The sequence below is a fragment of the Phenylobacterium sp. genome (genome assembly GCF_046463815.1).
In the GTDB taxonomy this organism is placed as follows: domain Bacteria; phylum Pseudomonadota; class Alphaproteobacteria; order Caulobacterales; family Caulobacteraceae; genus Phenylobacterium.
In genome coordinates this window covers 110,340-135,855 of the sequence record NZ_JBKBRO010000008.1, presented here as the reverse complement: position 1 = coordinate 135,855, position 25,516 = coordinate 110,340, and the positions used below count along the sequence as shown (strand labels likewise).

Genomic DNA, 25,516 nt, shown 5'->3' with positions numbered 1-25,516 from the left:
GGGGCCCGGCGGGCCCCCAGGTCGGTCTTATCTAGGCTTCCTGATGTTCCAGGTCGTCAAGTCGTCGCCGGAGCATCTGGTCGTAGTCGGCGGCGCGGGGCAGGAGGTCCGGCCGGGTCTCGGAAAGCCGCTTCTCGGCGTCGGCGATGCCCCGCTGGAGCTGGGCGATGGCCTGGTCGATGTCCTGCTTCTGCTGTTCCAGGGCGACGATGCGCTCCTTGAACTTGCGCAGGCTCTTGGCCGCCTGCTGGGCGCCGTTCTCGTCGGCTTCGTAGAGGTCGAGAATCTCGCCGATCTCGGCCAGGGAGAGGCCGACGCGCTTGCCCCGCAGGATGAGCTGGAGGCGGGCGCGATCGCGATAGGAATAGACGCGGTTCATCCCGTCGCGGGCGGGATTGAGCAGGCCCTTGTCCTCGTAGAAGCGGAGGGCGCGGGGGGTGCATTTGAACTCAAGGCAGAGCTGCCGGATCGTATAGGTCCGGACGGGACGGCGCAGGTCCGTGGGCATGGGGTGTTCCCTCGGGTTGTTATGTTTTGCGCTGACAGCGTAAGGACACGTTTCCGTTTACGTCAAGGGTACGTGAACGCCGATAACCAACGAGCCTCACCTTGGGGGAGGCGCCTTCCCGCTCGGGAAAGGGAGCCGCGTGGGACTCTAGCTGGACAATTCGCCGCGGAGGGCGCGCTCGATCAGGTCCACGGTCCGGTCCACGCCGAAGATGGCCACGAACGAGCCGAAGCGCGGGCCCTGGCTCTGGCCCAGCAGCACTTCGTAGAGCGCGGCGAACCAGAGGCGGAGCGGCTCGAAGCCGGCGGCCTTGCCCACCTCGAAGACCTCGTTCTGGATGGTCTCGGCGTCGGCGCCGGCCGGGAGGGCCTTCAGGCGGGCGACGAGGTCCTGCATGGCCGCCCGCTCGCGGTCGTCGGGCGCCCGGAACCGCTTGGCGGGCTTCACGAAGTCCTCGTAGTAGTTCAGCGCATAGCCCGCGAGCTGGTCGAGCAGGGGCTCGCTCCCAGGCGTCGCGCCCGGCTGGTAGCGCTCGAGGAAGCCCCAGAGGATCTCCTTCGTCGAGGCGTCGGCCGCCGAGACGAGGTTGAGGAGCAGGGAGAAGCTGACCGGCGAACCCTTCTCGGGCGGCGCGCCGCGGCCCACGTGCCAGGCGGGGTTGTCGAGGTTGACCTTGCCCGCCGCGCGGTCGCGGTTGAACGCGTCGAGGTGGGACAGGTACTCGTCCGTCGCCTTGGGGATCACGTCGAAATAGAGCCGCTTCGCCGACTTGGGCGACTGGTACATGTAGTAGGCCAGGCTCTCGGGCGTGCCGTAGCGCAGCCACTCCTCCATGGTCAGGCCGTTGCCCTTGGACTTGGAGATCTTCTGGTTGTTCTCGTCCATGAAGAGCTCGAAGTGGAACGCCTCGGGAGGCGAGCCGCCCAGCACCTGGCAGACGCGGTTGGAGACGCGGACGCTGTCGACCAGGTCCTTGCCCGAGGCCTCGAAGTCGACCTCCAGCGCCGTCCAGCGGGCGGCCCAGTCGGGACGCCACTGCAGCTTCACGTGCCCGCGGGTCACCGGGACCTCGGTCAGCGTCCCGTCCTCGTCGGCGAAGACGATGGTCCCCTTGTCGAGATTACGCTCCAGCGTGGGGACCTGCAGCACCCTGCCGGTCTTCGGGCTGATCGGCAGGAAGGGCGAATAGGTGGCGCGGCGCTCCTCGCCCAGGGTGGGGAGCATGATCGCCTGGACCTTCTCGAAGCGCTCAAGGACGCGCAGCAGGACCGCGTCGAACCGCCCGCCCGTGTAGCAGTCGGTGGACGACATGAATTCGTAGTCGAAGCCGAAGCCGTCCAGGAAGGCGCGCAGGCGGGCGTTGTTGTGGTGGGCGAAGCTCTCGTGCTCGCCGAACGGGTCGCGGACCTTCGAGACCGGCTTGTCGCGGTCCTCCTCCAGCATCTCGCGGTTGGGCACGTTGTCGGGGATCTTCCGAAGCCCGTCCATGTCGTCGGAGAAGACGATCAGCTTGGTCGGGATCGCGTCCTCGGTCAGCGCGCGGAAGGCGTTGCGCACGATGGTCGGCCGCGCGGCCTCGCCAAAGGTGCCCATGTGCGGCAGGCCCGAGGCCCCGAAGCCGCACTGGAAGATCACCGGCCTGGTCAGCGCGGGCAGGGTCGCGACGGCCTCGTGGAATTTCCCTTGGGCGAACAGCGTGGCGGCCAGGTCGCGCTCGGCGTCGTCGAGGCGCAGGCGCAGGATGCGCTCCAGGAGGAGACGCGCCTGTTCGAAGGGCCAGCTCTTGGCGTCGCGGGCCTGGTGGGAAAGTCCTTGCAGCATGCGGGGCGGCCTAGCGCTCATGCCTCCCGGGCTCAAGCCCTAAGGCTTCCGCCGTCGCGAGACTGTCATGCCCGGACCTTATGCGGCGGCGATCGGGAACGAGGACGCGCCGTGACGATGAGGGGCCTGATGAGAAGCGGTCTGGCGATGCTCGCGTTGCTGTCGGCGGCCGTCCCGGCCGCGGCGCAACCCGCCCTTCAGGCCGAGACGCTGCGGCGCTGGCCCGCGCCCGAGGCGCGCCAGGGCGTGGCCGTGGACGCGCGCCACTTCTACGCCGTCGCCAATTCCCGCATCGCCAAGTACGAGAAGGCCACCGGCCGCAGGGTGGCCGAGTGGTCGGGCGATTCCGCCCGCTTCCCGCACATCAACTCGTGCGCGGTCATCGGTGGGGAGCTGGTCTGCGCGGCCTCCAACTTCCCCGAGACGCCGATGTCGAGCTCGGTGGAGATCTTCGATCCGGTCCGCATGGTCCACCTGCGCACCGTCTCGCTGGGCCAGCAGGCGGGTTCGCTGACGTGGGTGGACCGCAAGGACGGCTTCTGGTGGGCGGCATTCGCCAACTACGAGGGCAAGGGCGGCGAGCCGGGGCGGGGCTCGGCCTACACCCAGTTCGTGAAGTTCGACGACCAGTGGCGGCGGCTGGAGGCCTGGTCCTTCCCCGCCGCGGTCGTGGAGCGCTTCAAGCCGATGAGCTCGTCGGGCGGCGGCTGGGGACCGGACGGCCGGCTCTACGTCACCGGCCACGACCATCCCGAGCTCTACGTCCTGGAGCTGCCCAAGGGCGGCTCCAAGCTGGATCACGTGGCCACCATCGCAGCCCCCATCGAGGGCCAGGCGATCGCCTTTGACAAATCGGCGCCGGGCACGCTCTTTGGCATCCGGCGGCCGGACCGCGAGGTGGTGTCCATGCGGCTGCCGGGGGTGGGAAGCAAATGAACCGCAGGATCGCTCTGGGTCTCGTGGCCGCCCTGGCGCTGGCCGCCTGTTCCAAGCCCGCCGAGAAGGCCGAGGGGGCCAAGAGCGAGGTCAATTTCTCGATCCTCTCGGCCGAGAGCCAGCAGAGCGCCCAGAAGGACTGGGAGCCCTTCCTGGCCGACATGTCCAAGGCCATCGGCATGCCGGTGAAGGCCTACTACGGGACCAACTACACGGGCCTGATCGAGGCCATGCGCTTCAAGCAGACCGACGTGGGCTGGTTCACCAACCAGTCGGGGCTGGAGGCGGTGCGCCGGGCGAACGGCCAGGTCTTCGCCCGGTCGGCCAACCCCACCGGCCCCGACGGCTACGAGGCGGTGATCATCGTCCGCAAGGGCTCGGGCCTGACGCTGGACAAGCTCCTGAAGTGCGACCGCACCATCGACTTCGGCATGGGCGACGCGAAGTCCACCTCGGGCACGCTGGCGCCCATGACGTACCTGTTCGCCCCGCGCGGCATCGAGCCGGAGAAGTGCTTCAAGACCGTCCGCTCGGCGAACCATGAGGCGAACCTGTTCGCGGTCGGCGCCGGCACCCTCCAGGCGGCCACCAACAACACCGCCTCGATGGAGCGGATGGGGATGCTGGACACCCCGCTCGCGAAGAAGACGCTCGACGCCGTCGAGATCGTCTGGCGCTCGCCGCGCATCCCGGAGGACCCGCTGATCATCCGCAAGGACCTCGATCCGGCGCTGAAGACGAAGATCGAGGACTTCATGTTCAGCTATGGCGTGGGCGACACGCCGGAGGCGGCCCGCCAGCGGGCGATCCTGGCGCGCATCCAGACCCGGCCGTTCCAGCGGGCGGACGATTCCCACCTGCTGCCGGTGCGCGAGATGGAGGCCACGGGCCAGCTCCTGCAGGCCAAGGCCAAGGGCGACGCCGCGGCCGTGGCCAAGGCCGAGGCCGCCCTGGCCGAGATCCGCAAGGAGCGCGCGGCGCTGGAAGGGCAGGGCTCGGGAAGCTAGCCCTCGTCCCTCAGCAGGAAGTGGCCGCGCAGGAAGGCCACCGGCTTGGCCGGGTCGTCCTGCCAGGCCTCGACATGGACGTTGGCGATACGGCGGCCGACCTTCCTGAGGTCGGCGCGGGCGTGGAGGGGCTGGGCCCGGCCCGGGCGCAGGTATTCGATGGTCACGTCGATGGTCTTGGGCCGCTTGCGCGAACGCTCGGCCACGGCGAGCTGGGCCAGCGCCGTCATCTCCATGAAGGCCCCGATGACGCCCCCGTGCAGGGCCGGCAGGAAGGGGTTGCCGATCAGGTGCTCGGCGAAGGGCAGCCGGGCCTTGACCTCGGCGCCTTCGAGATCGGCCTCCATGCCGAGGAACCGGACGTAGGGCGAGCGCAGGATGAATTCCCGCAGGAGCTGGGCGGAGGGGTCGCTCATGGCCTCAGGCGCCTCCCTGCAGGATGAAGGCCGCCTGGGCGGTGGCCACGAGGTCCGAGCGGTCGACGTCCCAGGCCTCGGCCCGGACGAAGGCGATGGAGCGGGTGATCTTGTAGCAATGGGCTTCGGCGGTGAGCCCCGCGCCGGGGGCGGCGGGCCGCATGTAGTCGATCCGCAGGTCGAGTGTGGCGGTCGGGAAGGCGTTGTTCCGCGCGGCGTGCACCGCAAGGCCGCAGACGTGATCGAGCAGCGCCGTCACGACGCCGCTGGCGATGACGCCCGTGTCGGGGTCGCCGACCAGCTCGTCGCGGAAGGGCGTGCGCATCATTCCCCGCCCGTCGCCCATCGAGACCACCTCGAAGCCCAGGGCCTTGGCGTGGGGCACCACGCGGGACATGTGCTCGCCGATATCGCCGGGGATGTTGAAGCTCATGGGACCGGCCTAGGTCGTTGACCCGCCGTCCGTCAATGCGGAGCCGACCGGCCGCTCCTACATTGTGCAGGCGATGATCCGCCCGCAGGACCTGCTCTGCCCCAAGCCCGAGGGGCTCTATTGCGCCCCCGGCGACTTCTACATCGACCCCGTGCGGCCGGTGGCGCGGGCGGTGATCACCCACGGCCATTCGGACCACGCCCGGGCCGGCCATGGCGCGGTGCTGGCCACCGCCCAGACCCTCGACATCATGGCCGAGCGCTACGGCGCGGGCTTCGCCGGGGCGAGGCAGGCGGCGGCCTACGGCGAGGCGGTGGCCCGCGACGACGTGGAGGTCACCCTGGTCCCCGCCGGCCACGTGCTGGGCTCGGCCCAGGCGGTGGTGCGTTGGAAGGGCCTGACCATGGTCGTCTCGGGCGACTACAAGCGCCGGCCCGACAGCACCTGCGCGCCCTTCGAGCCGGTCCCCTGCGACGTCTTCATCTCGGAGGCGACCTTCGGCCTGCCGGTCTTCCGCCATCCCGACGACCGCGAGGAGGTCGCCCGGCTGCTGCGCTCCGTCGCCCAGTTCCCGGAGCGCAGCCACATCGTCGGCGCCTACGCCCTGGGAAAGGCCCAGCGGATCATCCGCCTGCTGCGGGAGGCGGGGTGGGAGGAGACCATCTACGTCCACGGCGCGCTCGAACGGCTGAACGCCCTCTACGAGCGGCACGGCGTCCACTTGGGGCCGCTGGCCCCGGCCACCACGGCCGAGCGAAAGGACTTCGCCGGCCAGATCGTCATCGCCCCCCCGTCCGCGTTGCAGGACCGCTGGAGCCGCCGGTTCCCCGACCCCGTCGCCGCCTTCGCCTCGGGCTGGATGCGCATCCGCGCGCGGGCCCGCCAGCGGGGCGTGGAGCTGCCCCTGATCATCTCGGACCACGCCGACTGGGACGAGCTGACCGCCACGGTGGACGAGCTGCGGCCCGGCGAGCTGTGGATTACCCACGGCCGCGAGGAGGCGCTCGCCCGCTGGGCCCAGCTCCACGACATCCCGGCCCGGGCGCTGGCCCTGGTCGGCTACGAGGACGAGGAGGAGGACTGAGGCTGCAAGGGCGCGCGTGGCGCGCTAGAGCAGGGGCCATGATCGCTCCGCTCCTGCTGGCCGCCGTGGTGGCCGCCGCCTCGCCCGAATGCGCCGCCCTCGCCGAGGACGCGCGGCCGGCCATCGACCACGCCAACGGCGACTGGCTGCGGGCCATGCAGGCGGGCGACGCCGCATCCATCGCCGCGGCCTACGCGGCGGACGGCGTCTTCGTCCTGGGCGACGGGACGGTGGCCAAGGGGCCGGCCGAGGTGCAGGCGGTGTTCGCCGGGGTCCCGTCGGCCTCGATCGCCGGCGGCGGCATCTACAGCCCGGGCCTGGCCTGCGGCGATGGCGGGCTGGTCTACGAGTGGGGCCTGGGCGAGATCGTGGCCCGCGGCCCGGACGGCCGGGAGACCCGGCGCGCGGCGCCCTATCTCACCGTCTGGAAAAAGCTGGACGGCGGGTGGAAGATCATCCGCAACCTGGGCTTCTGAGCCGCCGGCGGAACGGCGGCGGACGTCCCACGTTGGCTCGAAGCAAGGAGCCTGACCATGTCCGAGCCCCGAGACACGCCGCCTCGCGATCCTGCGCATGAGGGCGGCCGCGAGCCGCCACAGACCCCGACCGCGCCGCCGCCGGACCCGGGCCTCTCGAAGATGGGCGGCGGCGAGCGCCGGGGGGACGGCCTCGACGACGACGCCCGCTCGGGCATGATCGGCGAGGCCGGCGAGGCCGACCACGGCGGCATGGCCGACGAGGGCTGAGTTGGCGGCGAAGCCTGCGCGGTCCTACCTCTGAGCCATGCGGGCCTTCGCCGAACTGCTGGACCGGTTGTCGCTGACGCCCTCGCGCAACGCCAAGCTGACGCTCGTGCGCGACTACCTGCGCGACACGCCCGACCCTCACCGGGGCTGGGCGCTGGCGGCGCTGACCGGCGACCTGACCTTCGACGCGGCCAAGCCGGGCTTCATCCGCAAGGCCATCGAGGCGCGCATGGACCCCCAGCTCTTCTGGTGGTCCTACGACTATGTGGGCGACCTGGCCGAGGCGGTCTCCCTGTGCTGGCCCGGACGGCCGGGGGCGAACCGCGAGCCCGACCTGGCCGAGGTGGTGGAGGGCCTGCGCGACGCCTCGCGCGCGGAGGTTCAGCGGCTGATCGAGGGGTGGCTGGACGCCCTGCCCGACCCGCGCGAGCGCTGGGCCCTGCTCAAGCTGATGACCCGGGCGCTGCGCGTGGGCCTGACCGCGCGGCTCGCCAAGCGCGCGGCGGCCGAGCTGGGCGGGGTGGAGCCCGCCGAGATCGAGGAGCTGTGGCACGCGCTCCACCCGCCCTATGAAGACCTGTTCGCCTGGCTGGAGGGGCGGTCAGGGAAGCCCACGTCCGAGAACCCGGGCCGCTTCCGGCCGGTGATGCTGGCCCAGGCCATCGACGAGGCGGTGGACTTCGGAAGGCTCGACCCGGCCGACTACGCCGCCGAATGGAAGTGGGACGGCATCCGTGTCCAGGCGGTGCACGAGGGCGGGGTGCGCCGGCTCTACACGCGGACCGGCGACGACATCTCGCGCACGTTCCCCGACATCCTGGAGGCCCTGCCCCGGGACGGCGTGATCGACGGCGAGCTGCTGGTGATGCGGGACGGCCCAAACGGACGGCGCGTGGCGAGCTTCGCCGACCTGCAGCAGCGCCTGAACCGCAAGACGGTGGACGCGAAGCTGCTCGCGGCCTATCCGGCCGGAATTCGCGCCTACGACCTGCTGCAGGACGGTGAGGAGGACCTGAGGCCCCTGACGTTCGCCGAGCGCCGGCGTCGGCTGGAGGCGTTCGTGGCTCGTGAAGGGAGCCCGCGGATCGACCTGTCGCCCCTCCAGCCCTTCGCGAGCTGGGCCGAACTCGCCGAACTGCGCGCGCAGCCGCCGCCGGGCGACCCGGAGGTCGCCGAGGGCCTGATGCTCAAGCGCCGGGACTCCATCTACGAGGCCGGCCGTCCCAAGGGCCCCTGGTTCAAATGGAAGCGCGACCCCTATCTGGCGGACGCGGTGCTGATGTACGCCCAGCGGGGGCACGGCAAGCGGTCCAGCTTCTATTCCGACTACACCTTCGGGGTCTGGCGCCAGGACCCGGTGGAGGGGCGGGTGCTGACCCCGGTCGGCAAGGCCTACTTCGGCTTCACCGACGAGGAGCTGAAGGAGATCGACAAGTTCGTCCGCGACAACACGGTGGAACGCTTCGGGCCGGTGCGGGCGGTGCGGGCCGAACCGCACGCGGGCCTCGTCTTCGAGGTGGCCTTCGAGGGCCTTCAGCGCTCGACCCGCCACAAGTCGGGGATCGCCATGCGCTTCCCGCGCATCCGCCGCATCCGCCGGGACAAGCCGCCGGGCGAGGCGGACGAACTCGCCACGCTGGAGCGCATCCTGGAGCGGATCGAGGGGCGCTGAGGCGCGCGCCGCCGCGTCCTTTGAGCCCCGTCAATCCGGTGGATCGACGACGGGCGTAAGGGGGTGCGTCCCGTTAACCTTCACCCGAAAGGTTCAGCCATGCGCATGCTCGACATCCTCCTGGCCGGCGGCGCGGCCCTCGCCCTGACGGCTGCTGCGGCCCAGGCTCAGACCCAGGCTCAGACCCAGGCCCAAACCCAGGCCCAAACCCAGGCCGGGCCGCGCATGGGCATGGGGCCGGGGGGCGGCATGGGCATGGGACCGCGCTGGGGCGCCCACAACACCTATGGCTGGTCGATGATGACGGCCGAGGAGCGCCAGGCGCACCACGCCAGGATGCAGGGCTTCACCGACCGCAAGTCGTGCGAGGCCTATGTGGCCGAACACCACCGCCTGATGTCGGAGCGGGCGACCCAGCGCGGGATGCCGATGCCGGCCCAACCCCGCCGCGACCCCTGCGCGGGGCTCAAGTAGGCGGCAGCAGGGCCTGCGCCTTCAGAAAGGCCTCCAGGTCGCCGCCCGGGAAGAGCAGGCCGCGTATTCCGGCCCGTGTGGCGGCTTCCATGTCGGAGGGCTTGTCGCCGACCAGGATCGAGCGTTCCCGGTCGATGGGCCACTCTGAGAGCGCCTGGAGGATCATGCCCGGGTTGGGCTTGCGGTTCGGCGGGTCGGGATGGCGATAGCGCTCGAGCGGCGCCTGCGGGTGCTCGGGACAGAAGTAGATGGCGTCGATGTGGGCCCCGGCCTCGGCCAGCTCGGCGTTCATCTGGGCATGGAGGGCGTGCATGTCGTCCTCGGCGTAGTAGCCGCGCCCGATGCCGGACTGGTTGGTGACCACGACGACGATCCAGCCGGCCCGGTTGAAGGCGGCGATGGCGGCCTTGGCGCCGGGAATCCAGTGGAAGTCGTCCCAGCGGTGGACGTAGCCCTTGTCCTCGTTCAGCACGCCGTCGCGGTCGAGGAACAGGGCGGGGCGGGGCGCGGAATCGGACAGGTCACCAGGCACGTCGCGCAGTATAGCCCAAGCCGCGTCGAGACGCTGCATTGCAGCAGAGCCTTGGCGCCGCTACTAGGTTGCCCGCCCTCTGGAAACCCGGCCCGCCTTATGACCCTAAGCTTCGACGACATCCTGGCGGCCAAGGAACGGCTGCAGGGTCACATCGAGCGCACGCCCTGCCGCCACTCGCGGACGCTCTCCGAGATCACCGGGGCCGAGGTCTGGGTGAAGTTCGAGAACCTGCAGTTCACCGCCGCCTACAAGGAGCGCGGCGCGCTGAACAAGCTGCTGCAGCTGGGCGAGAACGTGAAGAAGCGCGGCGTCATCGCCGCCTCGGCCGGCAACCACAGCCAGGGCCTGGCCTACCATGCCGCCCGCCTGGGCATCCCGGTCACCATCGTCATGCCCAAGGGCACGCCCTTCGTGAAAGTCCAGCAGACCCGCAACCACGGCGCCGAGGTTGTCATCGACGGCGACAGCTACGACGAGGCCTCGGCCTTCGCCCGCAAGCTGTGCGAGGAGCGCGAGCTGACCTTCGTCCACCCGTTCGACGACCTGGACGTCATGGCCGGCCAGGGCACGGTGGCGCTGGAGATGCTGGAGGACTGCCCCGACCTGGAGGTCCTGCCGATCCCGATCGGCGGCGGCGGGCTGATCGCCGGCATGGCGACGGCGGCCAAGCACCTCAAGAAGGACATCCACATCGTGGGCCTGGAGCCCGCCATGTTCCCCTCCTTCACCGCCAAGATGCGCGGCGTGCGCACGGCGGCGAACGGCGGCGCCTCGACCATCGCCGAGGGCATCGCCGTGCGCGAGGTGGGCGCCCTGACCTATTCCATCGCCCGGCCGCTGATCGACGAGGTGCTGCTGATCGAGGAGCCGCACTTCGAGCGCGGCATCGCCCTCTACTGCAACGTCGAGAAGACCGTGGCCGAGGGCGCGGGCGCCGCCTCCCTGGCCGGCCTCCTGGCCTATCCCGAGCGGTTCCGCGGCAAGAAATGCGGCCTGGTCATCACCGGCGGCAACATCGACACGCGCCTGCTGGCCTCGGTGCTGACGCGCGAGCTGGTGCGCGAGAGCCGCATCGTTTCCCTGCGCATCATCGGCGACGACCGGCCGGGCCTCCTGGCCAACGTCTCGGCCACCATCGGGGCGATGGGCGCCAACATCATCGAGGTGGCCCACAACCGCCTCGCCCTCGACGTGCCCGCCAAGGGCGCAGAGTTCGACGTGATGATCGAGACCCGGGACGCCCAGCACACCCAGGAAGTCATGGATGCCCTGCGCGATCGCGGCTATCCGCCCCGCGTAGTCTGAAAAGCGAGTGGTGTGAACAGATGCGACGCACCCTGATCCTCGCGGCCGCCGCCCTGGCGCTGGCCGCTTGCCAGCCGAAGGCCAAGGGCCCCGACATGGCCGTGGAGTCCGCCGCCTTCATGAAGAAGGTCGCCACCGAGGAGGGCGTGAAGGTCCTGCCCTCGGGCGTGGCCTACAAGGTCGTGCGCTCGGGCCCCGAGACCGGCATGAAGCCCACACTGAAGGACGAAGTGAAGGTCCACTACGAGGGCAAGCTCGTGAACGGCCGGGTGTTCGACTCGTCCTACGAGCGCGGCGCGCCGGCGGCGATGCCGCTGGAGGGGCTGATCCCGGCCTGGCAGGAGGCGCTCGTGCAGATGCGCCCGGGCGACGAGTGGATCCTCTACGTCCCGCCCGAGAAGGGCTATGGGGCGGAAGGCGCCGGCGGCGGCGAGATTCCGCCCAACGCCGCCCTCATCTTCCGCATCGAGCTGATCGACGTGCTGTCCGGCCCCGGCCGGATCATGCAGGGGTAGCCGCCGGGCGCCGGGCGGGTCTATGCCTGGAGCCATGTCGGCCGACCTCTATCCCGCCGCCCGCGACCTGCTCGCCAGGCTCGTCAGCTTCGACACCACCTCGCGCGGATCGAACCTCGCCCTGATCGAATGGGTGGAGGCCTACCTCGACGGCCTGGGCGTCCCGCACCGGCGCGTGCCGAACGCCGACGGCTCGAAGTCCAACCTGCTCGCCACCTTGGGCCCGTCCGAGGCCGGGGGCGTCGTGCTGTCGGGCCACACCGACGTGGTGCCGGTGGACGGTCAGCCCTGGAGCACCGACCCCTGGACGGTGGTCGAGAAGGAGGGCCGCCTCCACGGGCGCGGGACCTGCGACATGAAGGGGTTCCTGGCGCTGGCGCTCGCCGCCGCGCCCGAGCTGGCGCGGGGCCGCCGTCCCGTGCACCTGGCCTTCTCGTTCGACGAGGAGATCGGCTGCCTGGGCGCGCCGCTGATGATCGAGGTGATCCGCCGGGAGCTGCCGCCGCCCGCCCTGGTGGTGGTGGGCGAGCCCACCGACATGGTGGCGGTCAACGGCCACAAGGGCATCGCCACCTTCAAGGTCACGGTGACGGGCCGCGAATCCCACTCCAGCCAGACCCAGCAGGGCGTCTCGGCGGTGATGGCCGCCGCGCGGCTGATGAATTCCCTCACCGACCTTTCCGAACGGCTGGAGCGCGAGGCCGACCCCGCCTCGCCGTTCACGCCCAAGGGCGCGACGCTCACCATCGGCATGGTCGAGGGCGGCACGGCCCACAACATCATCGCCCGCCACTGCGAGTTCGTCTTCGACCTGCGCTGCCCGCCGGGGCTGAAGCCGGACGAGGTGCTGAAGGACTTCCGGGCCGAGGTCGCGGCCATGGACCGGGCGCTGAAGGCCCGCGCGCCGGAGGCCGGGGTGGTGCTGGAGAAGCGGACCGACGTGCCCCCCTTCGCGCCCGAGCCGGGCGGCGCGGCCGAGGCCTTCGCGCGCAGGCTGGCGGGCGACAACGGCCCGGCCCGGGTGGTGGCCTTCGCCGCCGAGGCCGGTCAGTTCCAGGAGGCGGGCTTCTCGACGGTGATCTGCGGCCCGGGCTCGATCGCCCAGGCCCACCAGCCGGACGAGTACGTCGAGGTCTCCCAGATGCAGCGCGGCGCGCTCTTCATGCGCCGGCTCATCGACTGGTCGGCCGAACCCTGATCACGGCGCGGCGGCCGGTGAGGTCTCGGGGGTTCCAGGTCATGGCCCGGGCGATCCCCAGGGCCGAGCGGCGGCGCGTCGCCTGGACCGCGCGGCGGCGCTTCAGCACGGGCCCGAGGCCGGCGATGGCCGCGCGGTAGGCCTTCAGCGTCACCCCGAGGTAGGGCCGATTCTGCGGCCGCATCGCCACATAGGCCGCCGCCAGCAGGTGGGTGGGCAGGACGAGCGGCAGCAGCAGGGCCGGCGTGTCCTTGGCCAGCACCCAGAAGCGGTTGCGGTAGCCGTGGAAGAGGGCGAACTCCGATTTCGCGCCGCCGGACGAGGCCGAACCCACGTGGCGGACCACGGCCGAGGGGACCAGCACGGTGGGCTCGCCGGCGAGCTGCAGCCGGTACCCCAGGTCCACGTCCTCGCAGTAGCAGAAGAACCCCTCGTCGAAGCCGCCCAGCTCCAGGAACAGGGCCCGGTCGATCAGCATGGCCGCGCCGCAGGGGCTGAACACCTCGCCCTCGGGCGTGTCGCCGGGGTCGGGTTGCAGGTAGCCGCCCCGGTAGGGGATGCACGGCAGGCTCATCACGTCGCCCAGGCCATCGAGGACGCCCGGGTCCTCGTCCATCACCTGGCGTGAGGTGAAGCTCCTGACGTCCGGGTGGCGCGCCGTGGCGGCCACCAGTTGCTCCAGCCAGTCGGCCTCCGGATAGGCGTCGGGGTTGAGGAGGGCCAGCCATTGTCCCCGGCCCGCCTCGGCCGCCTGGTTGCAGGCGCCGGCGAAGCCCCGGTTCTCGGCGTTCTCGATCAGGCGCGTCCCCGGAACGATTTGGGCGGCGGCCTGGGCCTCGCCCTGGGGCGAGGCGTTGTCCACCAGGACGAGCTCGAAGTCGCGGTAGGTCTGGGCGGCCAGCTTTTCCAGGCAGCGCGCCAAGGTTTCGCCGCTGTTGTAGGCGACGACGGCGACGGTCACCGCCGGCCCTTGCGGCTTGTCTTTCCTGTTGCTCTGGGCCATGCGGGGCCGGTCCAAACTCCAGACATCGACGACATGACCGCGATCACGCCGCTAGCCCTGCCCGACGTCCTGCTTATCACGCCCAAGCGCCATGGCGATGCGCGCGGATGGTTCGCCGAGACGTGGAGCCGCAAGGCCATGTCGGCCGCCGGCGTCGAGGCCGACTTCGTGCAGGACAACCAGGCCTTCAACGCCAGGAAGGGCACGCTTAGGGGCCTGCACTTCCAGACCGCGCCGCACGCCCAGGGCAAGCTGGTGCGGGTGCTGAAGGGCGCGATCTTCGACGTGGCCGTGGACGTCCGGCCGGGCTCGCCCACGTTCGGCCAGTGGGTCGGCGCGACGCTGACCGCCGAGGCCGGGGAGCAGATCTGGGTGCCGCGCGGCTTCGCCCACGGCTACTGCACCCTCACCGACGGGGTCGAGCTCTTCTACAAGGTGGACGGCCCGTACGCGCCGGACTGCGAGGGCGGGATCGCCTGGAACGACCCGGACCTGGCCATCGACTGGCCGCTCGACGGCGAACCGGTGCTGTCCGACAAGGACCAGAAGCTGCCGAGGCTGAAGGACCTGGGGGCGGCGGCCTTCTAGGCCAGCCACTCCTCGCGCACCTCGGCGTCGGTCTCGGCCGGGAGCCGGGCGGCGCGCATGGCCTCGAAGTCCGCGCCAGGCAGCAGCCGCGACATGGCCCAGACCGCCGCGCCGCGAACGAGCGGGGAGGGATCGTCCAGCAGGCGCGCCGCCTCCGGGGCGAGCGCGGGCTCGCCCGAGTTACCGATGGCGTAGAGCACGTTGCGGACGAAGCGGTCGCGGCCGATGCGCTTGACCGGGCTCCTGGTGAAGAGGGCGCGGAAGGCAGGGTCGTCCAGCCGGGCGAGGTCGGTCAGCTTCGGGGCCTTCAGTTCCTCGCGGGCGGCCAGCTTCTGCTCGCGGGCCTGGGCGGCGAACTTGTTCCAGGGACAGACCGCCAGGCAGTCGTCGCAGCCGTAGATGCGGTTGCCCAGGGCCTCGCGGAATTCGCGCGGGATCGGCCCCTTCAGCTCGATGGTCAGGTAGGAGATGCAGCGCCGCGCATCGAGCTGGAACGGCGCCGGGAAGGCGTTCGTCGGGCAGGCTTCCAGGCAGGCGGCGCAGCTTCCGCAGTGCATCGCCTCGGGCGCGTCCGGCGAAAGCTCCAGGGTGGTCAGGATCGAACCGAGGAACAGCCAGGAGCCGAACTCGCGGCTGACGAGGTTGGTGTGGCGGCCCTGCCAGCCCGCGCCGGCCCGCTCGGCGAGCGGCTTTTCCATGAGGGGCGCGGTGTCGACGAACACCTTGAGCTCGCCGCCGAACCTCTGCTGCATCCAGCGGCCCAGCGCCTTCAGCCGCTTCTTGATCAGGTCGTGGTAGTCCTCGTTGCGGGCATAGACGCTGATCGCGCCCCGGTCGCGGCGACCGAGGATCTCCAGCGGGTCGCCCTCGGGCCCGTAGTTCAGGCCGAGCACGACGGCCGAGCGGGCGTCCGGCCACATGGCGCGGGGATTGGACCGGCGCTCCAGGGTCTCGGCCATCCAGCCCATCTCGCCGTGCCGGCCGGCGGCGACGAACTCGGCCAGACGCGCCGCGGCCGGCCAGGCCTCGTCGACGTCGGTGATGCGGCAGAGGTCGAAGCCCAGCGCCCTTGCTTCATTCCTGATCAGGGCTTCGGCCCGGATCAGCTCTTCCGGCGCGTCAGAAGTCGAGGTCGTCATAGTGGCCCGCGGGCGTGAGCCCCGGCCAGCGGTCGGCCAGCAGCGGCCGGAAGCACGGCCGGGATTTCAGTTTCATGTACCACGTCTTCACGCCGGGGAAGTCGCGCCAGGGCACGTCCCCGAAGTAGTCGATGACCGACAGATGGGCCGCGCCGGCGAAATCCGCCAGGGAGAGACGCTTGCCGGCCAGCCATTCGCGCGCCTGGAGCAGATCCTCCAGATAGTGCAGGTGGACCCGCAGTCCGTCGCGGCCCTGGCGCAGGTTGGCGAGTTCGGGCGCGCCCAGGCCCAGCAGCCGCTTCTCCATCTTCTCGTGCAGGATGTAGCCGCCGGCCTCGAACTCGAACTTGCGGTCGAACCACTGGAGCAGGCGTCGCGCCTCGGCCCGCTCTGCGGCCTCGTGGCCCAGCAGCGGCGGCTCGGAGGCGGTCTCCTCGATGTGGTCCAGGATGGCCCGGGCCTCGCAGAGCACCAGGGGCTCGCCCCCGTCCGTGGTTTCGACCAGCACCGGGACCAGGCCCGAGGGATTGAGCCGGGTGAACTCCTTCGGCCGCTCCCAGTAGCGCACCTGCACCTCGGCGAACGGCAGCCGCTTCTCGCCCAGCGCCAGGCGCACCTGGCGCGAGGCCGGGTCGAGGGGGAAGTGGTGCAGGGTGCGTTCGACGCTCATGGGCTCCGTGGCGCGTCTCTCTCGCGCGAATCGATCCTTGGCCCCACCTGACGCCCCGCGTCTTAAGGGGCCGTTTACTGCGTTACGTATGGACCTCGGCGAAGGCCCCGCCGTGCGGCTCGGCCCGGCCGCGCGGGTCGGCGTGGATGAGGATGTCCGCCGCCGGGAAGCGCTCCAGGATCCGCTTCTCGGCCGCGACGATCGACCGGTGGGCGGCCTCGAGCGTCAGGTCCGGGTCGAGGTCGACGTGCATCTGGATGTGCACGAAGGGGCCCGAGGCGCGGGTGCGAAGCTGGTGGACGTCGGTCAGGGTGGCGTCCGCCGTGACCAGGCGGACGATCTCGGCCCGGGCCTCGTCCGAGAGCTCGCGGTCCATGAGCTGGCCGGAGGCCTCGCGGAAGACGCCGATGGCGCCCCAGAGCAAGAGGGCCGCGACCGCCAGGGCGGCCACCGCGTCGAAGCCCTCGATCCCGAACCAGGCCGCCGCGCCGATGCCGGCGAGCGCGATCAGGTTGGAGGCGAGGTCCGAGAAGTAGTGGGCCCGGTCGCCCGAGACGGCCACCGAGGCGGTCTTCTTCAGCACGCGCGTCTGGGCGGCGACCAGCAGGAGCGTCAGCACGATGGATACGGCCATCACCGCCACGGCCCAACCTTCCTGGCGGATGGGCTGGGGGTCGATCAGGTTCCCGATGGCCTCGCGGGCGACGAGGGCCGCCGAGGCGAACACCAGGCCGCCCTGCATCAGGCTGGCGAAGGCCTCGGCCTTGCCGTGCCCGAACCGGTGCTCGGCGTCGGGCGGGGCATGGGCGTAGCGCACGGCGAAGAAGGTGGTCAGCGAGGCCGCCAGGTCGAGGGCCGAGTCGGCCATCGAGGCCAGGAGCGCGGTCGAGCCCGAGACCGTCCAGACGGCGGCCTTCATCGTCACCAGGATCGCGGCCGTGGCGACGGACAGCGCCGTGACGCGCCGGGTGAGGGCCGCCGCTTGGGCGGGCGAAAGGCCGTGTGGAACGGTCATGCGACACCCATATCCCCGCCAGGCGCATCCGCGAAGCGGTCAGGCGAGGTTCCCGAGGTTGACCTTGGGTTTTCCCGGCCTAGGGTGCGCCCCCATTTCAAGGCGAGCGATCCATGGCTGAGACCACCACCTACGACGTCGTGATCATCGGGGGCGGACCCGGCGGCTACAACGCCGCGATCCGGGCCGGACAGTTGGGGCTGAAGGCGGCGTGCGTGGAAAGCCGCGGGACCCTGGGCGGCACCTGCCTGAACGTGGGCTGCATGCCCTCGAAGGCGCTGCTGCACGCCTCCGAACTCTACGCGGCGGCGGGGAACGAATTCGCCACCCTCGGCATCGAGGTGACGCCCAAGCTCAACCTGGCCCAGATGATGAAGCAGAAGGCCGACAGCGTCGGCCAGCTCACCAAGGGCATCGAGTTCCTGTTCAAGAAGAACAAGGTCGACTGGGTGAAGGGCTTCGGCCGTATCGCCGGCCCCGGCAAGGTGGAGGTCAAGGCCGAGGACGGCTCGGTCACGACCCTGGAGGCCAAGAACATCGTCATCGCCACGGGCTCCGAGCCGTCCAAGCTGCCGGGCGTGGCCGTCGACCAGAAGCGGATCGTCGATTCCACCGGCGCGCTCGCGCTGCCCGAGGTCCCCAAGCACCTGATCGTCATCGGCGCCGGCATCATCGGCCTGGAGCTGGGTTCGGTGTGGCGCCGCCTGGGGGCGAAGGTGACGGTGGTCGAGTACCTGGACCGCATCACCCCCGGCATGGACGCCGAGGTGGCCAAGACCTTCCAGCGCTCGCTGACCAAACAGGGCATGGAGTTCAAGCTGGGCGCCAAGGTGACGGGGGCGAAGGCTTCGAAGTCCGGCGTCACCCTGACCTTCGAGCCGGTGGCCGGCGGCGCGGCCGAGACCATCGAGGGCGACTACGTCCTCCTGGCCATCGGCCGGCGGCCCTTCACGGACGGCCTGGGTCTGGAGACGGTGGGGATCACGCCCGACAAGCGCGGCTTCATCGAGACGGACCACTTCAAGACCAGCGCCGCCGGCGTCTGGGCCATCGGCGACGTGATCCATGGGCCCATGCTGGCCCACAAGGCCGAGGAGGACGCCGTGGCGGTGATCGAGACGATCGCCAAGGGTTACGGCCACGTGGACTACAACCTCGTCCCGTCGGTTGTTTACACGGCGCCCGAGGTGGCCTGGGTCGGCAAGACCGAGGAGCAGCTCAAGGAAGAGGGCCGCGCCTACAAGGTCGGCAAGTTCCCCTTCACGGCCAACAGCCGGGCCAAGATCAACCACGAGACCGAGGGCTTCGTGAAGGTGCTGGCCGACGCCGCCACCGACGAGATCCTGGGCGCCCACGCCATCGGCCCGCAGGTCTCGGAGATGATCGGCGAGTACTGCGTGGCGATGGCCTTCCGGGCGGCGTCCGAGGACGTGGCCCGCACCTGCCATCCGCACCCCACCCGGTCCGAGGCCCTGCGCCAGGCCGCCATGGGCGTCGAAGGATGGACGATGCAGGCCTGACCGTCCGCCGGGCGCGGGCGGGAGAACTGGCGGACTGCGCCGAGCTCTACGTCCGCGTCCTGCGCGAGACCTTTACCTGGCTCCCGCCCGACCGCCACAAGGCGTCGGACTTCCTGCGGGCGGCGCTGGTCGAGGAGGTCTATGTGGCGGAGGAAGGCGGCCGGCTCCTGGGGATCGCCGCCTTCTACCGGCCGCAGAACTTCATCCACTCGCTCTACGTGGCCGAGCGCGGGCGGGGGATCGGCAAGGCGCTGCTCGACCACCTGCAGGCCGTGGCCGGGGGGCCGCTGTCGCTGAAGTGCCAGGCGGCCAACCGCCGGGCCCAGGCCTTCTACCGGCGCGAGGGCTTCCGCTGCACCGAGACCGGCAGCGACAACGGCGTGGCCTGGCTCCGCTTCGTGCGGGGCTGAGCCTCGTTCGGGCGGCCCGGCGTCATGCCCTTGGATGGGCGCTCGAATAGGCGCTGAGCAGGGCGGCGGCGTCCACCTCGGTGTAGCGCTGGGTCGTGGACAGCGAGGCGTGGCCCAACAGTTCCTGGATCGAGCGCAGGTCGGCGCCGGCGCCCAGCAGATGCGTGGCGAACGAGTGACGGAGCGCGTGCGGCGTGGCGCTGGCCGGCAGGCCGAGGCGCCCGCGCAGGGTCTGGACGGTGGCCTGGACGTGGCGCGGACTTAGGGGCCCGCCGCGCTTGGCCCGGAACAGGGGATCGTTGGGGGAGAGGCCGAACGGGACCGCGGCCAGATAGTCGTCCACCGCCTCGCGCACGGCCGGCAGCACGGGCACGATCCGCGTCTTCGAACCCTTGCCGGTGATGCGGAGCTGGTCGGGAAGCGGCGCCTCCGACCGCTTCAGCGACAGCGCCTCCGAGATCCGCAGGCCGCAGCCGTAGAGCAGGGTCAGCACCGCCTGGTCGCGGGCGACCTCCCAGTCCTCGCGGTCCGGGTCGAGGGCCGGCTCGGCGATCAGCCCCACGGCCTGGTCCTCGGTGACCGGGCGCGGCGCGCCGGGCTTCACGCGCGGCCCGCGCACCAGGGCGATGGCGGGGTTGGGGATGTCGAGCCGCCGGTCCAGGAACCGGTGGAAGGTGCGGATGGCCGACAGCGCCTGGGACAGCGAGCGGGGCGACAGCGGCTTCTCGCCCATCCGCAGGTGCGCGAGCCACGCGCGGACCTCGCCGGCCGTGACGGAGCCCAGGTCCTTGGCCGAGAGGCTCTCGGCGCGGTGCTGCTCCAGGAAGGTGATGTAGCGGCCGGCGGCGAAACCGTAGGCCTCCAGCGTCCGGGGCGAGGCGCGCCGTTCGTTCGCCAGGTGCTCAAGCCAGGCGGCCCGGGCCTGGAAGGCGGTCAGAGGAGCGGCCATCGCTCCGCCGTGCGCTCCACGACCCGGGCCAGGAAGGCGACGAGTTCGGAGCCCATGTCCTCGGTGAAGCCGACCGGATCGGCCGAGCCGAAGGCCAGCAGGCCGGTGCGGGACGGCTCCCAGATCGCCATGCGCACCATGGCCATCGAGCGGACCTCGTCCTTGGCCTCGCCGAACAGGCCGAGCGCGGTGGGGGCGAAGCCCATGCGGGCGAGCCGCTGGGGGCCGTCCAGGATCATGTCCACCTGGCCCTCGACGAGGCGCACCCAGCCGGCGGGCGGCAGGCCGTCGGTTTCCAGCGCGATGACGCCGGCGGCGAGGCCGAAGCGGCTGCGCGCCAGCTCGTCCACCCGGCGGGCCAGGTCCGAAGGGTTGCGCGCATCCAGCAGGTCGACGACGGCGCCGTGGATCTGGGCCTGGGCGGCGAAGTTGGCGCGGGCGACCTCCTCCAGCTCGCGCCGCTGCTCGGCCTCGCGCTGGTGGGCGGCGTGGACGCGGGCGAGGGCCGCCGGTCCGAAGTCGACCACGTTGCCGGCGGCGACCTTCAGGCCGAGCTCGGCCAGCAGGCCGTCGTCCTCGCGCAGGAACTCGGGGTTGTCGGCCAGGAAGCGCCGGACGCTTTCGGGCGAGAGGGGGGACGGCGCCAGCGGGGCGGCCTCGAACATATCGCCCTGCGAACCGTCCATATGGTTAACCCCCTACAAGATCGACTGGCCCGTCCTGGCCCAGTCCGCGAGGAATTGTTGAAGCCCCTTTTCGGTTAACGGGTGCTTGAAAAGGGCCTGGAAGACGTCGGGCGGAATGGTCGCGCAGTCGGCGCCGGCCAGCGCCGCCTCCTTCACGTGGGCCGGCGTGCGGATCGAGGCCGCCAGGATCTCGGTGTCGTAGTCGTAGTTGTCGTAGATGGCCCGGATCTCGGTGATCAGGTCCATGCCGTCGGCGCCGTGGTCGTCCAGGCGGCCGATGAACGGACTGATGTAGGTGGCGCCCGCCTTGGCGGCGAGCAGCGCCTGGGTCGCCGAGAAGCACAGGGTGACGTTGGTGGCGATCCCCTCGGCGCAGAACTCGGCGGTGGCGATCAGGCCCTCGCGGGTCAGCGGCACCTTGACCACCACGTTGGGGGCGACGCCCGCCAGCTTGCGGCCCTCGGCCAGCATGCCCTCCACGTCGGTCGAGGCGACCTCGGCGCTCACCGGGCCCTCGACGATCCCGCAGATCTCGGCGATCACCTCCAGCATGTTCCGCCCCGACTTGGCGATCAGCGAGGGGTTGGTGGTGACGCCGTCCACCAGGCCGGTGGCGGCGAGGTCCTTCAGGGCGGCGACGTCGGTGGTGTCGAGGAAGAGCTGCATGGGTCCGATCCGGGCTTGTTCGCGCCGCTTGTAGCCGCCATGAGGGCGTGAGCGAACCCCCAGATGAGCCGCATCGCCTCCGTCCTGATCCCCATGCCCCTGCCCGAGGCGTTCGACTACGCCGAGCCGGAGGGGATGGCGCTCGCGCCCGGCGACCAGGTGGCCGTGCCGCTGGGCCCCCGGCTGATGCGCGGCGTGGTGGCGGCCCTGCGCGAGGCGGCCGGCGGCAACCGGCCGCTTAAGCCCGTCGCCGAACGCCTGGACGATCCGCCCCTGCCGCCCGGAACCCTGGAGTTCGTGCAGTGGGCCGCCCGCTATTCGGTGGACGCGCCCGGCCAGCCGCTGGCCATCGCCCTTCGGGGCGCCCGCGCGCCGAAGCCCAAGCCTGTGCGGGTGCTGGAGGCGACGGGCGTCGCGCCGGCCCGCGCCACGCCGGCCCGGTCCCGCGTGCTGGAGGCCGCCGCGCGAAGGCCGATGAGCGGCGCCGACCTCGCCCGGGCGGCGGGCGTCTCGGCCGGGGTCGTGAAGGGACTGCTGGACGAGGGCGCGCTGGCCGAACGCTTCGTGGTCGAGGCCGCGACCTTCCCGCCGCCCGACCTGTCGCGGGCGGGATCGGCGCTCAACGCCAGCCAGGCGGCGGCGGCCGGCGCCCTGAAGGAGATGGTGCGGGTCGGGGGCTTCTCCGTCGCCCTGCTGGACGGGGTGACCGGCTCGGGCAAGACCGAGGTCTATCTGGAGGCCGCGGCCGAGGCGCTGGCGGCCGATCCGGGCGCCCAGGTGCTGATCCTGCTGCCGGAGATCGCGCTGACCCAGGCGGTGATCGCGCGCGTGGCGAACCGCTTCGGCGCCCCGCCCGGCGAGTGGCACTCGGACGTCGCCCCGCCCGCGCGGCGGCGCGTGTGGGAGGCCACAGCCTCGGGCGATTGCCGGATCGTGGTGGGGGCCCGCTCGGCGCTCTTCCTGCCGTTCCGCAAGCTTCGGCTGATCGTCGTGGACGAGGAGCACGACAGCTCGTTCAAGCAGGAGGACGGCTTCATCTACCACGGCCGGGACCTGGCGGTGGCGCGGGGCAAGATCGAGGGGGCGGCGGTGGTCCTGGCCTCGGCCACGCCGTCGCTGGAGAGCCTCCGGAACGCCGAGGCCGGACGCTACCGGTGGCTGCGGCTCTCCGCCCGGCACGGAACGGCGCGCCTGCCGGACATCGAGCTGATCGACCTTCGCGAGACCCCGCCCGATAAGGACCGTTGGCTCTCGCCCCCGCTGATCGCGGCCATGGGCGAGACCTGGGCGCGCGGCGAACAGACGCTGCTGTTCCTCAACCGGCGGGGCTATGCGCCGCTGGTGCTCTGCAAGGCCTGCGGCGAGCGGCTGTGCGCGCCCGACACCGATTCCTGGCTGGTGGAGCACCGCTACTCGGGCCGCCTCGTATGCCACCTGACCGGTTTCTCCATGCCCAAGCCGGCCGCCTGTCCCCACTGCGGAGCCAGGGACAGCCTGGTCTCGATCGGGCCCGGCGTGGAGCGGGTGGAGGAGGAGGCGCGCGAGCTGTTCCCCGAGGCCCGGGTGGTGGTCTTCTCGTCAGATACGGTGTTCGACGCCCGCGAGGCGCGGCGGCTCGTGGAGTCCATGGCGGCGGGCGAGATCGACATCCTGGTGGCCACCCAGGCCGCCGCGAAGGGCCACAATTTCCCCAAGCTGACCCTGGTGGGGGTGGTGGACGCCGACCTCGGCCTGCGCGGCGGCGACCTCAGGGCCGCCGAGCGGACCTACCAGCTCCTGGCCCAGGCCACGGGCCGGGCCGGGCGCAAGGACCGGCCGGGGCGGGCCCTGTTGCAGACCTACGCGCCCGAGCACCCGGTGATGCAGGCCCTGAAGGCCCAGGACCGCGACGCCTTCGTCGAGGCCGAGATGGCCGAGCGGGAGGCCGCCGGCCTGCCGCCGTTCGGGCGCCTAGCGGCGGTGATCGCCTCGGGGCCGGACGCGACCCAGCTCGACGCCTTCGTGCGCGGCATGGCCGAGGCCGCGCCGAACACGCCGGGGGTGGAGGTGTACGGGCCGGCCGACGCCCCGCTGGGCCTGGTGCGGGGTCGCCGGCGCAAGCGCTTCCTGGTGCGGGCGGACCGGGGCGTGGACCTCTCGGCCTACATGGCCGCCTGGCGCGCCCGGGTCCGGCCCCCCGGACAGGTCCGGGTGGCCATCGACATCGACCCGTACAGCTTCCTCTAGTGCTTCGTCTCTCCGTGCGGCGCCTTCCGGGCGACCGCGCGCCTGGCCAGCATGTTCAGGGCCTCGACGCCGGCCGAGAAGGCCATGGCGGCGTAGATGTAGCCCTTGGGCACGTGGAAGCCGAAGCCATCGGCGATCAGCACGGCGCCGATCATCAAGAGGAAGCCCAGGGCCAGCATCACGACCGTCGGGTTCTTGTTGATGAAGTTCGCCAGCGGATCGGCGGCCAGCAGCATGACGCCCACCGCCACCACCACGGCCGTGACCATGATCGGCAGATGGTCGGTCATGCCGACGGCCGTCAGGATCGAGTCCACCGAGAACACCAGGTCCAGCAGGAGGATCTGCGCGATGGCCGAGCCCATGTTCGAGATGACCTTGGAGTCGGCGTCCATCACCCCGTGAGTGGCGGCCGGGTCGACCTTCTCGTGGATCTCGTTGGTGGCCTTCCAGACCAGGAACAGGCCGCCGGCGATCAGGATCAGGTCGCGCCAGGAGAACGACAGCTCGAACATCGGCTCGCCGTGTTCGCCGATCGGGCCATGCCAGGGCAGCTCGAAGACGGGCTGGGTGAGACCCACGATGAAGGCCAGGGTCGAAAGCAGGCCCAGGCGCATGATGAGCGCCAGCGAGATGCCGATGCGCCGCGCCTTCTGGCGCTGATGCTCGGGCAGCTTGTTCGAGAGGATCGAGATGAAGATGAGGTTGTCGATGCCCAGCACCACCTCCATCACGATCAGGGTGACGAGGGCGGCCCAGGCGGCCGGGTCGCTCAGGAGCGCGGCGATATCCATTCAGTTCTCCCCATATGCAGCCAAGCTAGATAGCGTTTCCGACGGCTTCGCCTAGACCCGGAGAGCGCTGTTCGTTTTTTCGGCGCCGCCGCCACCCGCCGCTCACCAGCTCTCGGTTTTGTGAAGGAGCAGACCCACGACTTGGCGGCGCCTCGAAAAACGGCGCCCGCGGGCCGGTCGGGGATTGTTTCAGATTGTTGCCCCGCCACCGGTCGTCATTACAGTCTGTATAGGATCGTGTATTCGGAGAATGGATTTCCCGAAATCGAGAGTTCAAATACGGCGACTTGGCTAACGCATCCGGCATATGATGCTTGATATTCAGGAATATGAACGGCAATAACTTTGGCTCTAATTTTATGGCCTCCGGCTAAGCGTGAGCGGGCCGCTGGCGTCCTGTGGATAAATTCCGGGCGACGCGTCGGCGCTGGGTGTAAACCCTCTTTTCACTCAGTCGCGGATAGGGTTATTCCTTCGCCCAGTGTCGGGGAGTAGCCAAAACATGCGCAAACGGACGAGGACCCTCGTGGGTTCCCTGGCCGCTGCGGCCGTGATGGTCCTCGCCCCTGCGGGGGCCATCGCCGATACCTATTGGCAATGCGTGCCCTTCGCGCGCCTGATCTCGGGCATCCAGATCTTCGGCGACGCGCGCACCTGGTGGCAGCAGGCCGCCGGCCGGTACGAGACCGGTTACCAGCCGCGCGCCGGCGCGGTGCTGTGCTTCAAGCCGACGGCGCGCATGCGCCTGGGGCACGTGGCCGTGGTCAGCCAGGTGCTGACCGACCGCGTCGTCCAGATCACCCACGCCAACTGGTCCCCCATCGAGGGGTCGCGCGGCAAGGTGGAGAAGGACGTCACCGTCATCGACGTGTCGCCCCAGGGCGACTGGAGCGAGGTGAAGGTCTGGTACGATCCCAGCCGCGACCTCGGCGGGTCCACCTATCCGACCCACGGCTTCATCTATCCCGACGCCACGGCGCGGGTGATGGCGGCCTCGGGCGTGTCCAAGCTCCAGAACGGCATGATCGCCGTGGCCCAGTCGGCCGCCAGCCAGATGGGCGCCGCCGTGCGTCCGGGCGCCGGCCCCCTGGGCGTGCTGAGCCAGGCCGCCGATTCCACCGACCGCATCGCCGCCCTGATCGCGGCGGCGGCGCGTGGCGAGACCCCCGGCAACTGAGTTTCCGCGCCGGTTGACGGCTC

Annotated in this window: 28 protein-coding genes; 15 read left to right on the top strand and 13 right to left on the bottom strand. The window is 71.0% G+C overall.

Translation table 11 applies throughout. The features are described from left to right. Nucleotides 1-31: 31 nt before the first annotated feature. Together ACK4TT_RS07300 and ACK4TT_RS07295 are read right to left on the bottom strand one after the other, a co-directional pair. Nucleotides 32-508, bottom strand: a complete 477-nt coding sequence (locus ACK4TT_RS07300; protein WP_409637753.1) for a MerR family transcriptional regulator — start codon at nucleotides 506-508, stop codon at nucleotides 32-34. A gap of 147 nt (nucleotides 509-655) precedes the next feature. Beyond that, the gene (locus tag ACK4TT_RS07295) at nucleotides 656-2,329 is read right to left on the bottom strand and encodes a lysine--tRNA ligase (RefSeq protein WP_409637968.1); all 1,674 of its coding nucleotides are present in this window, start codon (nucleotides 2,327-2,329) and stop codon (nucleotides 656-658) included. Between the two features lie 129 nt (nucleotides 2,330-2,458). On the opposite strand from ACK4TT_RS07295, the gene ACK4TT_RS07290 reads away from it, so the two are divergent. Both ACK4TT_RS07290 and phnD read left to right on the top strand, forming a co-directional pair. Next, nucleotides 2,459-3,265 (top strand): hypothetical protein, encoded by an 807-nt coding sequence (locus ACK4TT_RS07290; protein WP_409637750.1) that lies wholly within the window; start codon nucleotides 2,459-2,461, stop codon nucleotides 3,263-3,265. After that, nucleotides 3,262-4,272 (top strand): phosphate/phosphite/phosphonate ABC transporter substrate-binding protein, encoded by a 1,011-nt coding sequence (gene phnD / locus ACK4TT_RS07285; RefSeq protein ID WP_410212703.1) that lies wholly within the window; start codon nucleotides 3,262-3,264, stop codon nucleotides 4,270-4,272. The genes ACK4TT_RS07290 and phnD overlap by 4 nt, the downstream gene beginning before the upstream one ends. On the opposite strand, the gene ACK4TT_RS07280 is transcribed toward phnD, so the two are convergent. Then, complete coding sequence (locus tag ACK4TT_RS07280) at nucleotides 4,269-4,688, bottom strand: PaaI family thioesterase (protein ID WP_409637744.1); 420 nt, start codon at nucleotides 4,686-4,688, stop codon at nucleotides 4,269-4,271. The genes phnD and ACK4TT_RS07280 overlap by 4 nt on opposite strands. A 4-nt stretch (nucleotides 4,689-4,692) precedes the next feature. Beyond that, the gene (locus tag ACK4TT_RS07275) at nucleotides 4,693-5,121 is read right to left on the bottom strand and encodes a PaaI family thioesterase (RefSeq protein WP_409637741.1); all 429 of its coding nucleotides are present in this window, start codon (nucleotides 5,119-5,121) and stop codon (nucleotides 4,693-4,695) included. A gap of 73 nt (nucleotides 5,122-5,194) precedes the next feature. On the opposite strand from ACK4TT_RS07275, the gene ACK4TT_RS07270 reads away from it, so the two are divergent. The 5 genes from ACK4TT_RS07270 (at nucleotide 5,195) to ACK4TT_RS07250 (ending at nucleotide 9,097) form a co-directional block, all read left to right on the top strand. Then, nucleotides 5,195-6,205, top strand: a complete 1,011-nt coding sequence (locus tag ACK4TT_RS07270; protein WP_409637738.1) for a ligase-associated DNA damage response exonuclease — start codon at nucleotides 5,195-5,197, stop codon at nucleotides 6,203-6,205. A gap of 38 nt (nucleotides 6,206-6,243) precedes the next feature. Further along, entirely contained in the window at nucleotides 6,244-6,681 is a 438-nt protein-coding gene (locus ACK4TT_RS07265) for a YybH family protein (RefSeq protein WP_410212702.1), read from the top strand. A 57-nt stretch (nucleotides 6,682-6,738) separates the two neighbouring features. Continuing rightward, on the top strand, nucleotides 6,739-6,951 hold the full coding sequence (locus ACK4TT_RS07260) for a hypothetical protein (protein WP_409637733.1): 213 nt from the start codon (nucleotides 6,739-6,741) through the stop codon (nucleotides 6,949-6,951). 37 nt (nucleotides 6,952-6,988) lie between these two features. Then, nucleotides 6,989-8,623, top strand: a complete 1,635-nt coding sequence (locus ACK4TT_RS07255) for a cisplatin damage response ATP-dependent DNA ligase (protein WP_409637730.1) — start codon at nucleotides 6,989-6,991, stop codon at nucleotides 8,621-8,623. 99 nt (nucleotides 8,624-8,722) lie between these two features. Beyond that, a complete protein-coding gene (locus tag ACK4TT_RS07250) occupies nucleotides 8,723-9,097 on the top strand; it encodes a hypothetical protein (protein ID WP_409637728.1) in 375 nt (124 codons plus the stop codon). Here ACK4TT_RS07250 and ACK4TT_RS07245 read toward each other — a convergent pair. Beyond that, nucleotides 9,090-9,668, bottom strand: coding sequence for a D-glycero-alpha-D-manno-heptose-1,7-bisphosphate 7-phosphatase (locus tag ACK4TT_RS07245; protein WP_409637726.1), 579 nt, complete (start codon nucleotides 9,666-9,668; stop codon nucleotides 9,090-9,092). The two genes, ACK4TT_RS07250 and ACK4TT_RS07245, sit on opposite strands and share 8 nt — an antisense overlap. A gap of 60 nt (nucleotides 9,669-9,728) precedes the next feature. Between ACK4TT_RS07245 and ACK4TT_RS07240 the strand changes: the two genes are divergently transcribed. From ACK4TT_RS07240 to argE, 3 genes are read left to right on the top strand one after another with little or no spacing between them, the layout of a single operon-like run. After that, entirely contained in the window at nucleotides 9,729-10,937 is a 1,209-nt protein-coding gene (locus ACK4TT_RS07240) for a threonine ammonia-lyase (protein WP_410212701.1), read from the top strand. 20 nt (nucleotides 10,938-10,957) lie between these two features. Then, nucleotides 10,958-11,452, top strand: a complete 495-nt coding sequence (locus ACK4TT_RS07235; protein WP_410212700.1) for an FKBP-type peptidyl-prolyl cis-trans isomerase — start codon at nucleotides 10,958-10,960, stop codon at nucleotides 11,450-11,452. A 34-nt stretch (nucleotides 11,453-11,486) separates the two neighbouring features. Next, entirely contained in the window at nucleotides 11,487-12,650 is a 1,164-nt protein-coding gene (gene argE / locus ACK4TT_RS07230; protein ID WP_410212699.1) for an acetylornithine deacetylase, read from the top strand. Here the strand turns inward: argE and ACK4TT_RS07225 are convergent. Beyond that, a complete protein-coding gene (locus ACK4TT_RS07225) occupies nucleotides 12,625-13,653 on the bottom strand; it encodes a glycosyltransferase family 2 protein (protein ID WP_410212698.1) in 1,029 nt (342 codons plus the stop codon). The genes argE and ACK4TT_RS07225 overlap by 26 nt on opposite strands. Before the next feature lie 33 nt (nucleotides 13,654-13,686). Between ACK4TT_RS07225 and rfbC the strand changes: the two genes are divergently transcribed. Continuing rightward, nucleotides 13,687-14,241 carry a dTDP-4-dehydrorhamnose 3,5-epimerase gene (gene rfbC / locus ACK4TT_RS07220; RefSeq protein ID WP_409637710.1) on the top strand — a complete coding sequence of 185 codons (555 nt, stop codon included), beginning with the start codon at nucleotides 13,687-13,689 and terminating at the stop codon, nucleotides 14,239-14,241. On the opposite strand, the gene queG is transcribed toward rfbC, so the two are convergent. The 3 genes from queG to ACK4TT_RS07205 form a co-directional block, all read right to left on the bottom strand. Next, nucleotides 14,238-15,380, bottom strand: a complete 1,143-nt coding sequence (queG, locus tag ACK4TT_RS07215; protein WP_409637707.1) for a tRNA epoxyqueuosine(34) reductase QueG — start codon at nucleotides 15,378-15,380, stop codon at nucleotides 14,238-14,240. The two genes, rfbC and queG, sit on opposite strands and share 4 nt — an antisense overlap. Beyond that, entirely contained in the window at nucleotides 15,361-16,050 is a 690-nt protein-coding gene (locus ACK4TT_RS07210) for a glutathione S-transferase family protein (protein ID WP_409637704.1), read from the bottom strand. The genes queG and ACK4TT_RS07210 overlap by 20 nt, the downstream gene beginning before the upstream one ends. Nucleotides 16,051-16,132: 82 nt before the next feature. Beyond that, a complete protein-coding gene (locus ACK4TT_RS07205) occupies nucleotides 16,133-17,065 on the bottom strand; it encodes a cation diffusion facilitator family transporter (RefSeq protein ID WP_409637702.1) in 933 nt (310 codons plus the stop codon). A 113-nt stretch (nucleotides 17,066-17,178) separates the two neighbouring features. On the opposite strand from ACK4TT_RS07205, the gene lpdA reads away from it, so the two are divergent. Both lpdA and ACK4TT_RS07195 read left to right on the top strand, forming a co-directional pair. Beyond that, nucleotides 17,179-18,585 carry a dihydrolipoyl dehydrogenase gene (lpdA, locus tag ACK4TT_RS07200; RefSeq protein WP_410212697.1) on the top strand — a complete coding sequence of 469 codons (1,407 nt, stop codon included), beginning with the start codon at nucleotides 17,179-17,181 and terminating at the stop codon, nucleotides 18,583-18,585. Further along, on the top strand, nucleotides 18,567-18,995 hold the full coding sequence (locus ACK4TT_RS07195; RefSeq protein ID WP_409637696.1) for an N-acetyltransferase family protein: 429 nt from the start codon (nucleotides 18,567-18,569) through the stop codon (nucleotides 18,993-18,995). Before lpdA ends, ACK4TT_RS07195 begins: the two co-directional genes overlap by 19 nt. A gap of 22 nt (nucleotides 18,996-19,017) precedes the next feature. Here ACK4TT_RS07195 and ACK4TT_RS07190 read toward each other — a convergent pair whose 3' ends face one another. Genes ACK4TT_RS07190 through fsa form a run of 3 tightly spaced genes read right to left on the bottom strand, consistent with a single transcriptional unit; the run spans nucleotide 19,018 to nucleotide 21,296 of the window. Further along, on the bottom strand, nucleotides 19,018-19,944 hold the full coding sequence (locus tag ACK4TT_RS07190) for a tyrosine recombinase XerC (protein ID WP_409637693.1): 927 nt from the start codon (nucleotides 19,942-19,944) through the stop codon (nucleotides 19,018-19,020). Then, nucleotides 19,929-20,630: a DUF484 family protein gene (locus ACK4TT_RS07185; protein ID WP_409637690.1), complete on the bottom strand. Its 702-nt coding sequence runs from the start codon at nucleotides 20,628-20,630 to the stop codon at nucleotides 19,929-19,931. The genes ACK4TT_RS07190 and ACK4TT_RS07185 overlap by 16 nt, the downstream gene beginning before the upstream one ends. A gap of 12 nt (nucleotides 20,631-20,642) precedes the next feature. Next, complete coding sequence (fsa, locus tag ACK4TT_RS07180) at nucleotides 20,643-21,296, bottom strand: fructose-6-phosphate aldolase (RefSeq protein ID WP_409637687.1); 654 nt, start codon at nucleotides 21,294-21,296, stop codon at nucleotides 20,643-20,645. A 63-nt stretch (nucleotides 21,297-21,359) separates the two neighbouring features. On the opposite strand from fsa, the gene ACK4TT_RS07175 reads away from it, so the two are divergent. Next, nucleotides 21,360-23,522 (top strand): primosomal protein N', encoded by a 2,163-nt coding sequence (locus ACK4TT_RS07175; protein ID WP_409637684.1) that lies wholly within the window; start codon nucleotides 21,360-21,362, stop codon nucleotides 23,520-23,522. Here the strand turns inward: ACK4TT_RS07175 and ACK4TT_RS07170 are convergent. Further along, on the bottom strand, nucleotides 23,519-24,316 hold the full coding sequence (locus ACK4TT_RS07170; protein ID WP_409637681.1) for a TerC family protein: 798 nt from the start codon (nucleotides 24,314-24,316) through the stop codon (nucleotides 23,519-23,521). The two genes, ACK4TT_RS07175 and ACK4TT_RS07170, sit on opposite strands and share 4 nt — an antisense overlap. A 502-nt stretch (nucleotides 24,317-24,818) precedes the next feature. Between ACK4TT_RS07170 and ACK4TT_RS07165 the strand changes: the two genes are divergently transcribed. After that, the gene (locus tag ACK4TT_RS07165) at nucleotides 24,819-25,493 is read left to right on the top strand and encodes a CHAP domain-containing protein (protein WP_409637678.1); all 675 of its coding nucleotides are present in this window, start codon (nucleotides 24,819-24,821) and stop codon (nucleotides 25,491-25,493) included. Nucleotides 25,494-25,516: the final 23 nt, after the last annotated feature.

Bases quoted from the DNA above. Each gene is read 5' to 3' on its own strand.
- ACK4TT_RS07300 (WP_409637753.1), bottom strand. From the start codon at position 508: ATGCCCACGGACCTGCGCCGTCCCGTCCGGACCTATACGATCCGGCAG.
- ACK4TT_RS07295 (WP_409637968.1), bottom strand. From the start codon at position 2,329: ATGCTGCAAGGACTTTCCCACCAGGCCCGCGACGCCAAGAGCTGGCCC.
- ACK4TT_RS07290 (WP_409637750.1), top strand. From the start codon at position 2,459: ATGAGAAGCGGTCTGGCGATGCTCGCGTTGCTGTCGGCGGCCGTCCCG.
- phnD (WP_410212703.1), top strand. From the start codon at position 3,262: ATGAACCGCAGGATCGCTCTGGGTCTCGTGGCCGCCCTGGCGCTGGCC.
- ACK4TT_RS07280 (WP_409637744.1), bottom strand. From the start codon at position 4,688: ATGAGCGACCCCTCCGCCCAGCTCCTGCGGGAATTCATCCTGCGCTCG.
- ACK4TT_RS07275 (WP_409637741.1), bottom strand. From the start codon at position 5,121: ATGAGCTTCAACATCCCCGGCGATATCGGCGAGCACATGTCCCGCGTG.
- ACK4TT_RS07270 (WP_409637738.1), top strand. From the start codon at position 5,195: ATGATCCGCCCGCAGGACCTGCTCTGCCCCAAGCCCGAGGGGCTCTAT.
- ACK4TT_RS07265 (WP_410212702.1), top strand. From the start codon at position 6,244: ATGATCGCTCCGCTCCTGCTGGCCGCCGTGGTGGCCGCCGCCTCGCCC.
- ACK4TT_RS07260 (WP_409637733.1), top strand. From the start codon at position 6,739: ATGTCCGAGCCCCGAGACACGCCGCCTCGCGATCCTGCGCATGAGGGC.
- ACK4TT_RS07255 (WP_409637730.1), top strand. From the start codon at position 6,989: ATGCGGGCCTTCGCCGAACTGCTGGACCGGTTGTCGCTGACGCCCTCG.
- ACK4TT_RS07250 (WP_409637728.1), top strand. From the start codon at position 8,723: ATGCGCATGCTCGACATCCTCCTGGCCGGCGGCGCGGCCCTCGCCCTG.
- ACK4TT_RS07245 (WP_409637726.1), bottom strand. From the start codon at position 9,668: ATGCAGCGTCTCGACGCGGCTTGGGCTATACTGCGCGACGTGCCTGGT.
- ACK4TT_RS07240 (WP_410212701.1), top strand. From the start codon at position 9,729: ATGACCCTAAGCTTCGACGACATCCTGGCGGCCAAGGAACGGCTGCAG.
- ACK4TT_RS07235 (WP_410212700.1), top strand. From the start codon at position 10,958: ATGCGACGCACCCTGATCCTCGCGGCCGCCGCCCTGGCGCTGGCCGCT.
- argE (WP_410212699.1), top strand. From the start codon at position 11,487: ATGTCGGCCGACCTCTATCCCGCCGCCCGCGACCTGCTCGCCAGGCTC.
- ACK4TT_RS07225 (WP_410212698.1), bottom strand. From the start codon at position 13,653: ATGGCCCAGAGCAACAGGAAAGACAAGCCGCAAGGGCCGGCGGTGACC.
- rfbC (WP_409637710.1), top strand. From the start codon at position 13,687: ATGACCGCGATCACGCCGCTAGCCCTGCCCGACGTCCTGCTTATCACG.
- queG (WP_409637707.1), bottom strand. From the start codon at position 15,380: ATGACGACCTCGACTTCTGACGCGCCGGAAGAGCTGATCCGGGCCGAA.
- ACK4TT_RS07210 (WP_409637704.1), bottom strand. From the start codon at position 16,050: ATGAGCGTCGAACGCACCCTGCACCACTTCCCCCTCGACCCGGCCTCG.
- ACK4TT_RS07205 (WP_409637702.1), bottom strand. From the start codon at position 17,065: ATGACCGTTCCACACGGCCTTTCGCCCGCCCAAGCGGCGGCCCTCACC.
- lpdA (WP_410212697.1), top strand. From the start codon at position 17,179: ATGGCTGAGACCACCACCTACGACGTCGTGATCATCGGGGGCGGACCC.
- ACK4TT_RS07195 (WP_409637696.1), top strand. From the start codon at position 18,567: ATGGACGATGCAGGCCTGACCGTCCGCCGGGCGCGGGCGGGAGAACTG.
- ACK4TT_RS07190 (WP_409637693.1), bottom strand. From the start codon at position 19,944: ATGGCCGCTCCTCTGACCGCCTTCCAGGCCCGGGCCGCCTGGCTTGAG.
- ACK4TT_RS07185 (WP_409637690.1), bottom strand. From the start codon at position 20,630: ATGGACGGTTCGCAGGGCGATATGTTCGAGGCCGCCCCGCTGGCGCCG.
- fsa (WP_409637687.1), bottom strand. From the start codon at position 21,296: ATGCAGCTCTTCCTCGACACCACCGACGTCGCCGCCCTGAAGGACCTC.
- ACK4TT_RS07175 (WP_409637684.1), top strand. From the start codon at position 21,360: ATGAGCCGCATCGCCTCCGTCCTGATCCCCATGCCCCTGCCCGAGGCG.
- ACK4TT_RS07170 (WP_409637681.1), bottom strand. From the start codon at position 24,316: ATGGATATCGCCGCGCTCCTGAGCGACCCGGCCGCCTGGGCCGCCCTC.
- ACK4TT_RS07165 (WP_409637678.1), top strand. From the start codon at position 24,819: ATGCGCAAACGGACGAGGACCCTCGTGGGTTCCCTGGCCGCTGCGGCC.